Origin of the sequence: Labrenzia sp. C1B70 (assembly GCF_000475395.1) — a bacterium.
Taxonomy (GTDB): domain Bacteria; phylum Pseudomonadota; class Alphaproteobacteria; order Rhizobiales; family Stappiaceae; genus Roseibium; species Roseibium algicola.
In genome coordinates this window covers 189,046-202,167 of the sequence record NZ_AXCE01000062.1, presented here as the reverse complement: position 1 = coordinate 202,167, position 13,122 = coordinate 189,046, and the positions used below count along the sequence as shown (strand labels likewise).

General features: G+C 60.8%; 11 protein-coding genes. 6 read left to right on the top strand and 5 right to left on the bottom strand.

All coding sequences use genetic code 11. The annotated features are described in order from the left end of the window. Positions 1–243: 243 nt before the first annotated feature. The 3 genes from Q666_RS61830 to Q666_RS61820 all read right to left on the bottom strand — a co-directional run bounded on the left by Q666_RS61830 (position 244) and on the right by Q666_RS61820 (position 3,795). Positions 244–1,041, bottom strand: a complete 798-nt coding sequence (locus Q666_RS61830; protein WP_031269764.1) for a ChbG/HpnK family deacetylase — start codon at positions 1,039–1,041, stop codon at positions 244–246. A gap of 108 nt (positions 1,042–1,149) precedes the next feature. Then, positions 1,150–2,649, bottom strand: coding sequence for a glycosyltransferase family 39 protein (locus tag Q666_RS61825; RefSeq protein WP_023002088.1), 1,500 nt, complete (start codon positions 2,647–2,649; stop codon positions 1,150–1,152). A 9-nt stretch (positions 2,650–2,658) separates the two neighbouring features. Next, positions 2,659–3,795: a glycosyltransferase family 2 protein gene (locus Q666_RS61820; protein ID WP_051990217.1), complete on the bottom strand. Its 1,137-nt coding sequence runs from the start codon at positions 3,793–3,795 to the stop codon at positions 2,659–2,661. A gap of 473 nt (positions 3,796–4,268) precedes the next feature. On the opposite strand from Q666_RS61820, the gene hisS reads away from it, so the two are divergent. The 3 genes from hisS to hisG are packed head-to-tail and all read left to right on the top strand — an operon-like array spanning position 4,269 to position 7,857. Continuing rightward, positions 4,269–5,735: a histidine--tRNA ligase gene (hisS, locus tag Q666_RS61815; RefSeq protein ID WP_023002090.1), complete on the top strand. Its 1,467-nt coding sequence runs from the start codon at positions 4,269–4,271 to the stop codon at positions 5,733–5,735. Between the two features lie 2 nt (positions 5,736–5,737). Beyond that, positions 5,738–6,892 (top strand): ATP phosphoribosyltransferase regulatory subunit, encoded by a 1,155-nt coding sequence (locus Q666_RS61810; protein ID WP_023002091.1) that lies wholly within the window; start codon positions 5,738–5,740, stop codon positions 6,890–6,892. Next, positions 6,889–7,857 (top strand): ATP phosphoribosyltransferase, encoded by a 969-nt coding sequence (hisG, locus tag Q666_RS61805; RefSeq protein ID WP_023002092.1) that lies wholly within the window; start codon positions 6,889–6,891, stop codon positions 7,855–7,857. The genes Q666_RS61810 and hisG overlap by 4 nt, the downstream gene beginning before the upstream one ends. Before the next feature lie 152 nt (positions 7,858–8,009). Here the strand turns inward: hisG and Q666_RS61800 are convergent, their stop codons facing one another. Both Q666_RS61800 and Q666_RS61795 read right to left on the bottom strand, forming a co-directional pair. Next, positions 8,010–8,690 (bottom strand): DNA-3-methyladenine glycosylase I, encoded by a 681-nt coding sequence (locus Q666_RS61800; RefSeq protein ID WP_023002093.1) that lies wholly within the window; start codon positions 8,688–8,690, stop codon positions 8,010–8,012. 144 nt (positions 8,691–8,834) lie between these two features. Beyond that, entirely contained in the window at positions 8,835–9,584 is a 750-nt protein-coding gene (locus Q666_RS61795; RefSeq protein ID WP_031269767.1) for a protein phosphatase CheZ, read from the bottom strand. A gap of 253 nt (positions 9,585–9,837) precedes the next feature. Between Q666_RS61795 and Q666_RS61790 the strand changes: the two genes are divergently transcribed. From Q666_RS61790 to clcA, 3 genes are all read left to right on the top strand, one after another. Further along, on the top strand, positions 9,838–10,563 hold the full coding sequence (locus tag Q666_RS61790) for a DUF2927 domain-containing protein (protein WP_023002095.1): 726 nt from the start codon (positions 9,838–9,840) through the stop codon (positions 10,561–10,563). Between the two features lie 239 nt (positions 10,564–10,802). Beyond that, the gene (locus tag Q666_RS61785; protein ID WP_062491914.1) at positions 10,803–11,600 is read left to right on the top strand and encodes a L,D-transpeptidase; all 798 of its coding nucleotides are present in this window, start codon (positions 10,803–10,805) and stop codon (positions 11,598–11,600) included. 155 nt (positions 11,601–11,755) lie between these two features. After that, positions 11,756–13,117, top strand: coding sequence for a H(+)/Cl(-) exchange transporter ClcA (gene clcA / locus Q666_RS61780; protein ID WP_023002097.1), 1,362 nt, complete (start codon positions 11,756–11,758; stop codon positions 13,115–13,117). Positions 13,118–13,122 lie beyond the last annotated feature (5 nt).

Here is a 13,122-nt window from a genome sequence, read left to right as displayed (position 1 = left end):
AGATCAAACGCCATCTTGTGATGCCCATCACGTGCATTCCAGCAAAATAACCCTATATCTAAGGACATGGAAGCGGGGCCGCCCCTCCCCTCTTCCGGACCTCCACGAAAAACGGCCCTGTACCCCGCAGGGCCGTTTTTTCGTTTCACCGTTTCGTCATACCCACTGGTCGATCCGAATTCGCAAGTCCGAAACAAACCTCACAAAAGCCTGACTGCCAGCACCTTAAGCGAAAGTTCGGCGTCAGTTCAGAAAAACGTCTTTCTTCTCCAGCGTCTGAAAGAACCTCTGGCTGGAAAGAACCTCAAACTGGCATTCGCGTATCGCAATCTTCCGGCGCGGTTCGTCCCGCCGCAGGCGATCGTCCGAACGGCCGGGAATAGCAGCCACGAAACTGAGATCGCTCATGCCGTCAAAATGGTTATGCAAAAGAGCGTGCAGCGCTTCCTGATCCTCGGTCTCCGGCAAGGGATCCGCCTTGGGAAGCAGCTTCAGGCCGTGCGCCTTGGCAAGCCGTGCCAGGCGGACAGCCTTGAGACCTGATTGCACCGGCGAAATCAGCAGTGGCGGATCGGGATAATCGGCATGCTCGATCGCCTTCAGAACGATCCGCGCAAGGGACGTGCGCTCCAACAGACCTTCACGCACCGCCACGAAATCCGGCTGACGTTTCATCAACACGCTGTAGCGGGCAAGCTGAGCCTGGGCTTCCTCCTGCAGAAGCTGGTCCGGCAGAAGCCGCAGCAAGGCACGGCGCTGCAGTTGTTCGCGCGTGAACATCCGGTCGCCATAGATTTCCTGCATGCGGGCGCTGACAGGCGAAACACGATCACCGCTGAAGGCCAAGGTCACCCCGAAGAGTGCCCGTTTACCGACCTTCTCCGCGGTTTCCTGCAACGGACGGAATTCGCGTGGCCACAGCTCGGTGGCAACCATGGCTCCAAGGGCGCTCAGGCGCCCCCGTTCCACAAGTTCACGCAATGCGCGATCGACCCCGAAGGCAAGGCCGTAGTCCAACGCTCCAAGTGTAATTCGCTTCATGAAATTCCGCAGGCGGACCGGACAATGTGAATATTAAGCCACATCCCTGCGTCATTCAGCCAAGCAAATCAAGTCGGATGTTGGGTGGAGCCGACATCTACTGCCGGTTCAATTTGGGTCGACCGGCTCGAACACCGGGCCGATACGCCCCTCAACCTTGTAGACGACAAGCTTTTCCAGCGGCACATCTTTAACCTTGCGCGTCAGCTCGGCAACTTCCTCGACGTTGGCAAAGGACTGCCGCAGGTCGCCTTCCCGGTTCCGGCGCTTTTCAGCAACATAGAGCCCCGGCCCGTCGAACAGCGACATGTCAGGCGCAGGCTGCATGACATAGCGGATACGCTCGGTCAGCTGGAACACCGGCAAGTCGTCTTTCATCAGGAAATCGAGCTGGCCGTTGAGGCCGTAGCTGGTCGTTGCCACGAAGCCGGCCCCCTCCCTTTCTGCCAGTTCCTTCACTTCCTGTCCGATCTCCGGCCAACCGCGTAACTGGAAGGTCGGGTCCTTGCGGGCAAAGGCACCCGTCAGCGGCCAGACTGCGTGCAATTGCACCACGACGGCAACTGCAAGACCAAGGACGACACCGGCTTGCGCCAGACGCTGCCACAGGGCTGGGCTGGCAGGCCGGCTGGTGACAAAGACCGCAGCCATCATGGCAAAAACGGGAAAAAGCGGTGCCGGCCAATTGGCCTGCACGCGCGAATGCAAGGAGTGATACCCGAGATAGAGCAGGAACGGCAAAACGGTCAGGAGAAGGAGAGACGCCGCGTTTTCCCGCGCCCGAAGCCCTTTGAAAAGCCTGGCGGCACCAGCAAACGCCAAAACAGCGATCAGCGGGTTCATCAGCCCGACCAGTGCGCCGAGGAACTCTGGAATGTATCTTGCCGTGTAACCGCCGGTGCCAGCCCGGCCGAACTGCTTGTAGAAGCTGACCCATTCGTGGACGTGGTTCCAGTAAAGCACCGGCGAAAAGCAGAGCAGCGCGATCAGTCCACCGGTCCAGAGTTGCCAGCAGCGCCACCAGCGGCGGGCATCCGGCACCCAGATCAGCCACAGGACGATGCCCGCGCCCAGAAACAGGACCGAATATTTGGCAACCAGGCCGCAACCGGCCATCAGCCCGACCACGAACCACCAGTTGGCGTTTCTGGACGTTGACAGTTCTGTCAGCGCCCACAGGCTGAGACCCCAGAACAGCACTGACGGTGCGTCGGGCGTTGCCAGAATGCCGCCGATGCCCACCAGCAGGCTGGCGTTGAGGAACAGAACGGACCAGGCCGCGGCAGTGCGTCCGAACAAAAGGGAGGCTGTGCGCCACAGGGCCAGGGAACCGATCACGCCTGAGGCGATGACAAGGGCGCGAACCGCGAAGACCGTGTCACCGAACAGTGCCTGACCGATACCGATCCACCAGCCGATCATCGGCGGATGGTCGTAATAGCTGAGCGTCGGCGAAAGCCCCCAGAGGCGGTAATAGGCTTCGTCCTCGACAAAATGCGAGTGGCTGGCGGCAAAGATTTTCAACGCCGTCAACAGGCCGACAATCAGGATCAGGCCTGCGGGCCGCAGGTAGAAAGGCAAGGATCCGGTCTGAGCTTCAGCGGTCACAACGGGCCTTTACGACTTGCGCCAGGTCAAGGCGGAGCTGGCCGCGTAGTTCCAGACAGCCCCCATGATCGCCCCCGCCGTACCGGCGAACCACCAGTAGGATGGATCGGCGTAGATCAGGTTGGCGACACCGACGTTGGCCAGCACCCCGACCGAACAGACCGCGTAGAAGGTCAGGAGGCCGACCAGCGCCCTCATGCCGTTCAAGCGGCGGTCGCGATAGGTCAGCTGGTTGTTGAGAAAGAAGTTCGAAGTCATTGCGACGAAGGACGCCGCCGTCTGGGCGAGGTTGAATTCCATGTCGCTCAGCAGGAACACGCGCAGCGCCGCCAGATGGACGAAGAGGCCGCTTGCTCCCACGAGGCCGAACATCAGGAAACGGACCGAAACGATATTGCCGAAGTATTTCGCGAGCAGCAGACCGAAATAGTCGAGCGTGACCAGTGTATCCAGCTTGCTTTCGCCGTGCTGGCGCTCGCGGAAGGTGAACGGCAGTTCCTTGATCTTCAAGGTACCACCCGCACTGGAGACCAGGTCGAGCAGGATCTTGAAGCCCTGGGGCGAGAGCTTCGGTGCGAGAGCTTCAGCCTTGTCCCGGCGGATCATGAAAAACCCGCTCATCGGATCCTTGAGGGTGACGTTCAGCAGCTTCTGAGCGAGGCCGTTAGCGAGGTTGGAGCCCCAGGCGCGAAAGGACGACAGGCCTTCGCCAATGGTGCCGCCATCGACCTTGCGGCTTGCGACGACCAGGTCCGTCTCGTCTGCCTTCAGGGCGGCCAGCATCTTCGGCAGCATGGTCTCGTCGTGCTGCAGGTCCGCATCCATGACGGCGACAAAGGGGGCGGAGGACGCCAGGATGCCCTCTATACAGGCCCCCGACAGGCCCCGGCGACCAATACGCCGGATAACCCGGACTCGCGCATCGGTTCGGGCAATCTCGCGGGCAACCTCGGTGGTTCCATCGGGCGAATTGTCATCAACGACGATCGCTTCCCAGGCGATCCCGGCGAGCGCCTCGTCCAGGAGGCCGATCAGGATTGGAATGTTCGCAGCTTCGTTGAAACTCGGCAGGATGACACTGAGTTCAGCGGCCTTCGGCCCTTTCAGAGCCTCGGCCCCAACTTCGCCGGCATTCCCGTCCGCCATGCGCACCGCACTGTCCATACTGAGCCCTGTCCGCCGGTCCCGTGCCTTCCTTGCAGCACCGGGACGGCCCTTTTCACCCGATCCGCGCGGACCATAGCCCGGCAGAGATTAAATACAAGAAAAGACAATGGATGCCCGCACTGCCCGGCCGATTTACCGGCCCAATGTGCTTCACCTGTCTTTCGCAGCTGCACTTCCACTGTTCCTGAAGCGCCCTTTTACCGCGAACTGTGATGCAAACAAGGCACGGACTGCAGAATTGCTTCCCTGTCGCTGGTCCCGCACGACATTCATTGGTTCGCGGCCTGAACCACCGGCTTTCCTCCAGCTGCGATCGAACGAACCGGCAGGATGCTGCACCGCCTTGCCCTTGCGCCTTGTTTCGTCTACGACAGCCGCAACATCAGACAGCCGGATGCGAGAGGTTTCCTTGGGCGCGTCCGGCCGGGAACTCGCCAGGATTCAAGACCTTTATGGCCAAAAAACCGAACAAGCTGAAAGCCCGCCTGCCGCGCGGCTTCGTTGACCGCTCTGCCGAGGACATCCGCGCCACCGACGAGATGCTGGCGAAGATCCGCGCTGTCTATGAGCGTTACGGTTTCGATCCCGTCGAAACCCCTGCCTTTGAATATACCGATTGCCTCGGCAAGTTCCTGCCAGACACCGACCGGCCCAATGCCGGCGTCTTTTCCGTACAGGACGAAGACGAGCAGTGGATGAGCCTGCGCTACGACCTGACCGCACCGCTGGCCCGCCATGTTTCGGAAAACATCAACGAGATCCAGCTGCCCTATCGCACCTACCGTGCCGGCTGGGTGTTCCGGAACGAAAAGCCCGGGCCGGGCCGCTTCCGCCAGTTCATGCAGTTTGACGCCGACACCGTCGGCGCACCCGGTGTCCAGGCGGATGCCGAAATGTGCATGATGATGTCCGACACGATGGAAGCGCTCGGCATCGCGCGCGGGCAGTATGTGATCCGCGTCAACAACCGAAAGGTCCTGGACGGCGTGCTGGAAAGCATCGGCCTTGGCGGTGAAGAGCACGAAGAACGCCGGCTGACGGTTCTGCGAGCGATCGACAAGCTCGACAAGTTCGGGATTGAAGGCGTTCGTCTGCTGCTGGGCGACGGACGCAAGGACGAGAGCGGCGACTTCACCAAGGGTGCGGAGCTCGACCCGAATGCCATCGACAGCATCGTTGCCTTCGTCTCCGGGACGGGCACGCTTGAGAATGATGGCATCACCGAGCTCAACACCATGGCGGAAATCTTCTCGGCCTGTGGTTATGGCGAAGACCGGATCAAGATCGACCCGTCCGTCGTGCGCGGTCTGGAATATTACACCGGTACGGTTTTCGAAGCCGAACTCCTGTTCGACGTGACCAACGAGAAGGGCGAAGTCATCCAGTTCGGGTCTGTCGGCGGTGGTGGCCGTTATGACGGGCTGGTCAAGCGCTTCACCGGACGTGACGTGCCCGCGACGGGCTTTTCCATCGGCGTTTCCCGCCTGATGACAGCGCTGAAGAACCTCGGCAAGCTCGGCATGTCCGACGTTGTCGCGCCGGTGCTGGTCACCGTGATGGACGGCGACGTTGCCGCGCTCGGACGCTACCAGAAGATGGTACAGGACCTGCGCGAGGCTGGTATCCGCGCAGAAATGTACCAGGGGAACTGGAAGAAGTTCGGCAACCAGCTGAAATATGCCGACCGGCGTAACTGCCCGATCGCCATCATCCAGGGTTCTGACGAGCGGGAAGCCGGTGAAATCCAGGTCAAGGACCTGATCGAGGGCAAACGGCTTTCCGAAGAGATAACCGACAACATTACCTGGCGTGAAAGCCGTCCGGCGCAGGTCACCGTCAAGGAGACGGAACTCCTTGCGACCGTGCGCGGCATCCTGGACGGGCAGGCGGAAGACCGCCAGCGCCAGAACGAGGGTTGATCATGAGTGGGGCGGCACAGGTGACCGGACTGGCTCCGGAGAAGATCGAGACGGTTCTTGGCCTCTTCAAGGCCGCGGGCCATGACGAGGTCAGCCCGCCGATCCTGCAACCGGCGGACGTCTTTCTGGATCTCACCGGCGAGGACATCCGGCGCCGGCTCTATCTGACCAGCGGTACCGACGGGCTTGATCTGTGCCTGCGCCCCGACTTCACCATTCCGGTTTGCCGTCATCATCTGGCGCAAGAAGCCGTCAAGCTTCCGGCCGCCTATTGCTACAACGGCCCGGTGTTCCGCCAGCGCCCGGACGGCCTGGGCGAAATCCCGCAGCTCGGCGCGGAAAGCCTCGGCCGTACGGACACGGCCGAAGCGGATGCGGACCTGCTTGCGCTTTCCGTCAAGGCCCTGGAGGAATTCGGCCTGTCGGACATCGTCATCCGAATTGGCGACGAGACCCTGTTTGCCGCCGTGCTGGAAGGGCTTGACCTGCCGACCGTCTGGCGCCGCCGGCTACGTGATCTCTTTGGCGAGACCGACCGTCTGACCGCTGCGATCACCCGCATGGCCGGAGCCTCTTCCTCCGACGATGACAGCCGCGACGTCCGCCTCGGTTTCCTGTCTGCGCTGGAAGGGGCTGATCCGGAGGCTGCCCATGCGGTCGTCGAGGATCTTCTGTCGATTGCCGGAATTTCCGCCGTGGGCGGACGCACGCCCAGCGAAATCGCAGACAGGTTCCTGGAACAGGCCGCCCTTGCCAGCGGTGCCCGCGGCCATGACAAGGCGGCGGAAACACTTTCCGCCTATCTGGCCCTGAAGGCGGATGGCGCCAGCGCCGCCGGAATGCTGCGCGATTTCTCCCGCGATTTCAGCCTTGGCCTGGATACGCCCATCGCCGCCTTCGAACAGCGCCTTGCGGCCCTTGAAGCCAAGGGCATCGATCCCGCCCGGCTGACATTCGCAGCCGAGTTCGGCCGGCGTCTTGATTATTATTCCGGCTTTGTCTTCGAGATCCATGCAGTCAATCCACCCGTGGAAGGACCGCTGGTCGGCGGCGGGCGCTACGACAAGCTGGTCACCCTTCTTGGGGCCGAAGACGACGTACCGGCCATCGGCTTTTCCATGTGGCTCGACCGGATTGCAGCGAGTGTTAGGTCATGAGCAAACTGATTATCGCCATTCCCTCCAAGGGCCGTCTGCAGGAAAACACGCACGAGTTCTTCGGCCGCGCAGGCCTGAAGGTGGTGCAGCCCGGCGGCGCGCGGAACTATCGCGGCGCCATCAAGGGTCTGCCGAACGTCGAGATCGCGTTCCTGTCGGCTTCCGAAATCGCGCGGGAACTTTCCGACGGCACGGTCCATTTCGGGATTACGGGTCTGGATCTGGTGCATGAAAACATCGCCAACCCGGAAAGCACCGTTCACATCGTCACGCCGCTTGGCTTTGGCCCGGCGGATGTGGTGGTTGCCGTGCCGAAAGCCTGGATCGACGTTGAAACGATGGCGGATCTTTCCGATGTCGCTTCCGATTTCCGCAATCGCCATGGCCGCCGTCTGCGCGTTGCGACCAAATACGTCAATCTCACGCGCTCGTTCTTCGCCGGTCACGGCATTGCCGACTACCGCATTGTGGAAAGCGCGGGGGCGACTGAGGGCGCGCCGGCAGCCGGATCCGCGGAACTTATCGTGGACATCACCACGACCGGCTCGACGCTGCAGGCCAACAACCTGAAAATCCTTTCAGATGGTGTGATGCTGAAAAGCCAGGCCAATCTGGTAGCCTCCCTCAACGCCGACTGGTCCGTCACCGCCCTTGGCGCTGCCCGGGCGATCCTCGACCGCGTGGCCGCGGAAGAAGCAGCGCGCAACGTCAAGCTGGTCAAGGCCGTGGTTGCCGACCGCACACAGGCCCTTCGATCTGTCAGCAAGGTTGGCGCTCTTCAGCGCTTTTCCGAAGTCGATGACCTGCACCACGTCAGCGTCTTGTGCCCCAGGGACGCCGTTGCCGACTGCGCTCAGCTCCTTATCGAAGAAGGCGCGGAAACGGTTACCGTCGAAACGCTCGACTATGTGTTCTCCAAGGAAAACCGCCTGTTTTCGCCGCTGAAGGCGAAGGTGAACGGGTAAGCACATAGCAGCGTTTCCAAGCCGCGTGACATGATTGCGGAGGTTGCTTGCGGACGTTGTTTTTTCGGCTTCGCCGAATACCCCCTTCCCTAACCCTTCCCCACAAGGGGGAAGGGAATCCAGCCGAGTAACTCGTCAGGACCCAGTCACCTTCAGCGCCTCACAGGACGCTTGAATGCCGTGCGTGCGGCTTCAACGCTTTCCCGGCAGCAGCAGCCTTCCAGGTGGTCGTTGACCATGCCCATGGATTGCATGAAGGCATAGACGGTGGTCGGGCCGACAAAGCTCCAGCCGCGTTTCTTGAGATCCTTGGAGAGCTCGGTGCTTTCGGCCGTCTTGCCCAGGGTCTTTGCCGTGGCGAAGTCCAGCTTCTCAGGCCGGTTTTCCGGTTTCGGCTCGAATGACCAGAAGTATGCGGCAAGCGTGCCGAACTCCTGCCTCAGCTCCAGTGCCCGCCGGGCGTTGTTGATGGTGGATTCGATCTTGCGGCGGTGACGGACAATGCCGCTGTCCTGCAGACAGCGTTCGACATCCGCCTCGGTAAACTCTGCCACCCGTTCAAATTCGAAATTGGCGAAAGCTGCCCGGAAGGCGTCGCGCTTGCGCAGGATGGTCAGCCAGGACAGACCCGACTGAAATCCTTCCAGGCAGATTTTCTCAAAAAGACGCCTGTCCTCGTCAACCGGCCAGCCCCACTCCGTATCGTGATAGCGCTGGTAGTCCTCCAGACCACCATGCCACCAGCAGCGGTTCCTGTCGTCCTCGCCCAGCAGCAGACCTGTTACCGGATCGCGTTCCGCTTTTGCCGTTTCCGCCGGTTTCTGCTCTGCCATACGCCACCTTGATATTCACTGTTTGTTCCCATCTTGGTACCCTCCCCGATACCTGGAAGCAACCCGAAATGCGAGCCCGGTTTCAAAAACAAAAAACCCGGCCAGGCCGGCCGGGTTTCGAATTTTAAAGGCTAGAGACCTTTCTCAGGCAAACAGAGCGTCGATATCGTCCTGGGTCGCCACATCGATGTCGCTTTCCAGCGCGGGACCATTGAGAAGGGCAGCGTCGCCCTCCTTCAGGTCGCGCTGTTCGACTTCGATATCTTTGAAGGTTTCGATGCCACCCCAGATATCCATCATCTGCATGATGCGGTCTTCGACAAACCGCAGCGTCGATACCACCTTGGTGATGCGCTGGCCGGTCAGATCCTGGAAGTTACAGGCTTCGAAGATCTGGATGACCTTGTCCTGGATATCGTTCGCCAGTTCGGCGTCTTCCTTGCCAAGTCGCGCGGACAGCGTGTTGGCGGTCTCGTCGATGAACTCGGCAGATGCCAGGATCGTTTCGGTCGCCCCTTCCGTTCCGATCACCACGGCGTCAAGCTCGTTGGTGACCCGGGTCATCTCCTCGCCCTTGGAACCAGTGGTGTGATGCAGCGTCGCGATCTCGCGCTTTGTCTGGGCGATTGCCTCGTAGATGGCGTCGAGTTCAACCTTCAGCTTGGCGGCCTCGGACAGTTCCTTGCGGAATTCGGCCATGAACTTTGCGCTCATGGCTTCCGGATCAAGCGGTGCCTGTTGGTCCGGTCCGCTTTTCAGCATGGATTTGAGGCTGGCGATCTCTGCCAAGACTTCCTGGTGACGACGTTCTTCGGCATAGGCGGGGTTCTCGTTCGCCCCGGAATTCATGCGTATCAAGCTTTCCGCTCGAAAGGATCTTTTCACCGCGGCCATGCCTACTCCCGTTCCCCGCCCCTGCAGGCTTTCTTAAATCGCAATATCGACCCTTATAGCGCGGGAAGTTTAAAGAATTGTTTTTTCAATGCTTGGCGCGCCTTACGGCATAATTTGGTGTTTGGTAACGGTTTCTTGGCTTTCCTCGCGGCGGCGCTTTGGTTATCCTCGCGCAGATTGACAACGAACTGCTGCGCGCATGATCAGGCATGACCCTCAGGCCAATGTGGCTGCAAACGGTGCTTTGACCTAGATGAATTTCCTGCGCATCCTTTTGACCTGCCTGCTCTTTCTTACGGCCCCCGTCACGCTGAGTTCCCCTTCGGCGGCAAACGATTCCTTTTCAACGGAAGAGCTGCTGGAAGGGTTCGAGAAGACCGTATTCGGACTCGAGTACCGCAGCTGGAGCTGGCGTCCCTATCTGGTCAAGAAGTTCACCACCCCGGTCCTGTTCTACGTCCATAACCTGTCCGCGCGCGACAGGACACAGACGGTCCATCGCTTCATAAAGGAAATCGACAACCGCATTGGCGGATTGACGACCGGCGTCACGAACGATCCGGCCAAGGCGAATTTCGAGATCTATGTGGTCGACCGGGCTCAGTACGAACCGGTGGTGAAGAAGGACATCTACAAGAACGAACATGCCCGGGTTCCAGGCAGGTGCCTTGTTCGTGTCGTTTCCGGCCGCAAGGGCATCAAGCGCTCGGCGGCAGTCATCGTTTCCGACGAAGGCGAATTTCTTTTCAAGCGTTGTCTTGTCGAGGAACTTCTGCAGGGGCTGGGGCCGATGAACGACGACGAGCAGCTCACCCATTCGGTGTTTAACGATTCCTCGCGCCACAGCCGCTTTACGGTGTTCGACCAGATCATTTTGAACATGCTTTACGATCCGCGTATCAAACCGGGCATGTCGATGCAGCAGACCCGGCCGATCCTGCCGCTGGTGGCGCGCGATGCCAGAAGGCGCGTGCGTTAACCAAGGAATCGCGGAAAGCTTTGTCTTTTCAAACCACCTTCAAAGGTTAATCCGGCGACAACCGAAGCGCCTAGGATTTCATTAAGCCTGTTCCTCAACCAACAACTAACCATAAGAAAAGATTACCAGATTTCCGTGCGCCGGATTCATCTTTGCAACAGCCTGAGCTGCTTATCATCCTTGCCAATCCGTTAACCGGCGGCTGTAAAAGGCCGCTGAACGTGGTCGATGACAAGTTGATGAGTACTGCCATGTTGCTGCTGCGAAATATGTTTCCCAAGGCTCTCGCGTTTGCCGGTGTCCTGGTTCTTTCCACCGGCCTTTCCGGCACTCCGGCAACCGCGGGCCAGGTCTCGCCACCGCCGCTCGTGCTCAGCCCGAACCTGACAGAACCCTGGATGCTGCAACTGCAGCCCCAGGTCCAGCGGCGTTCGACGGCGCAGCGCTACCAGTTCAAGCAGCAACGTGTGCAACGGCCACGTGTCCAGCAGCAACAGCCGCAGGTGCGCCGCGCCAACTGGTGGTCTCCCCGCCAGCAGCCGGTCCGTCAGCAGCCGCAACGCCAGGCACGAGCCCCGCAGTCGCGGCAGATTGCACCGCAGTTCCTGCCGACCATCGTGAACTATGATGGCCCGCACAAGGCCGGTACGATCGTGATCGATACCAACGAACGCTTCCTCTACCTGGTTCAGAGCGATGGTACCGCGCGGCGCTATGGTGTCGGCGTCGGCAAGCCCGGTTTCGAATGGGCCGGCACCCACAAGGTCACCCGCAAGGCGGAGTGGCCGGACTGGCGCCCGCCGGCGGAAATGCGCAAGCGTCGTCCCGACCTGCCGACCTTCATGGCCGGCGGACCGGACAACCCGCTTGGCGCACGCGCCATGTATCTCGGGTCCACGCTTTACCGCATCCACGGCTCCAACCAGCCCTGGACCATCGGCCACGCGGTCTCCTCCGGCTGCATCCGCATGCGCAACGAAGACGTCATGGATCTCTACGAACGGGTCAAGGTCGGCACCACGGTGCACGTGATCTGACGAAGTTTTCCGCTTTCCGGCAAACGGAACACAGACGCGCGGCTCTGCCGCGCGTTTTTGTTGCCGGCACCTGCTTTTCTTTGCAGTCTGACGTCACGACAGGTCGAATCGCCGGCCTAGAGCAGTCTCCTTAAATCCTCTTTCAGGACCGCGGCATGAAAGCCCCCCACATCTCCTTTTCGGTTCGATCGGATGCCGCCTATTTTCTCAAGGCGACGCTGGTCGGTATTCTGGTTGGCGGTCTGGCAACCGGATTTCACACCGGACTCGATTTCCTATTCTCCCGTTATGCGGCACTGCGGCTGGCTCTTGGCCCGGGATACATGCCTTATGTCGTATCCATGGCCATTTCGGCAGCCTGCGTCACGGGAGCCTTTCTGCTCATCAGGCGGGTTGCCCCGGAAGCGGCAGGCAGCGGGATCCAGGAAATCGAAGGGGCCATGGAAGACAAGCGGCCGCTGCATTGGCCGCGCGTCCTGTTCGCCAAGTTTTTCGGTGGTCTGCTGGCGCTTGGGTCAGGGCTTGTGCTCGGCCGGGAAGGCCCCACCATCCACATGGGTGCGATGACCGCCGAGGCCCTGTCGCGGTCGCAGGACCTTTCGCCCGATGATCACAAGGGCCTGCTGGCGGCGGGCGCAGCCGCTGGACTGGCCGCCGCGTTCAATGCCCCCTTGGCCGCGATCCTGTTCATTGTCGAGGAAACCCGCCGACAGTTTCCCTTCGGCTATCGCACCTACATGGCCGTCATCATCGCATCGATCCTGAGTGCGGCCATCACCGAACAGCTGACCCATATCGGCCCGCCCCTGCAGGTGGATGTCGGCTATGTTCCGGTCTGGAGCTTCGCGCTGCTGGCGGTTCTGGGGGTTTTCCTCGGCGCGCTTGGCGTGTTCTTCAACCGGGCGCTGATCACGGTCATGGATCTCTTCCTGAAGATCCCCTCCGGCTTGCGCTGGGTCCCGGCGCTTGTCATCGGTGCGGTAACAGGCCTGCTGCTCAACGCCCTTCCCGCGGCGACCGGCGGCGGCGAAGAACTGGTCCACAACCTCATTCTGTCGAACTATGGCGTGATCACGTTGCTGGTGCTGACGCTCCTGCGCTTCGGCGGGGTGCTGTTTTCCTACGCGTCCGGTGTTCCCGGCGGCATCTTTGCGCCGATGCTGTCCATCGCGACTTGTGCCGGCCTCGCCTTCGGTGTCGCGTCGGCCGAATTCCTGCCGGTGGAAGACGATTTCCGCAGCGCCTGTGCCGTTGCCGCCATGGGCGGCTTCTTCGCAGCGTCTGTGCGCGCACCACTTGTCGGTGTTGTGCTGGTCATGGAACTGACCGGCGCCTATTCGCTGATCATGCCGGTATTGATCACCTGTACGACGGCATCACTGACGGCACACCACATGGGTGGTCGCCCCATCTACGAGGAATTGCTGGAACGCACGTTGCGGCTGGCCGGACAGCCTGTGGACGGCCCTCCGGACGGAGACAAGACACCGGTTCAGCTGGGCACACGGGAGAGCTGACGGGC

Excerpts from the sequence above, each read along its gene's own strand:
- Q666_RS61820 (WP_051990217.1), bottom strand. The coding sequence starts at position 3,795 with ATGGCGGACGGGAATGCCGGCGAAGTTGGGGCCGAGGCTCTGAAAGGG.
- Q666_RS61795 (WP_031269767.1), bottom strand. The coding sequence starts at position 9,584 with ATGGCCGCGGTGAAAAGATCCTTTCGAGCGGAAAGCTTGATACGCATG.
- clcA (WP_023002097.1), top strand. The coding sequence starts at position 11,756 with ATGAAAGCCCCCCACATCTCCTTTTCGGTTCGATCGGATGCCGCCTAT.
- hisG (WP_023002092.1), top strand. The coding sequence starts at position 6,889 with ATGAGCAAACTGATTATCGCCATTCCCTCCAAGGGCCGTCTGCAGGAA.
- Q666_RS61785 (WP_062491914.1), top strand. The coding sequence starts at position 10,803 with ATGAGTACTGCCATGTTGCTGCTGCGAAATATGTTTCCCAAGGCTCTC.
- Q666_RS61790 (WP_023002095.1), top strand. The coding sequence starts at position 9,838 with ATGAATTTCCTGCGCATCCTTTTGACCTGCCTGCTCTTTCTTACGGCC.
- Q666_RS61830 (WP_031269764.1), bottom strand. The coding sequence starts at position 1,041 with ATGAAGCGAATTACACTTGGAGCGTTGGACTACGGCCTTGCCTTCGGG.
- hisS (WP_023002090.1), top strand. The coding sequence starts at position 4,269 with ATGGCCAAAAAACCGAACAAGCTGAAAGCCCGCCTGCCGCGCGGCTTC.
- Q666_RS61810 (WP_023002091.1), top strand. The coding sequence starts at position 5,738 with ATGAGTGGGGCGGCACAGGTGACCGGACTGGCTCCGGAGAAGATCGAG.
- Q666_RS61800 (WP_023002093.1), bottom strand. The coding sequence starts at position 8,690 with ATGGCAGAGCAGAAACCGGCGGAAACGGCAAAAGCGGAACGCGATCCG.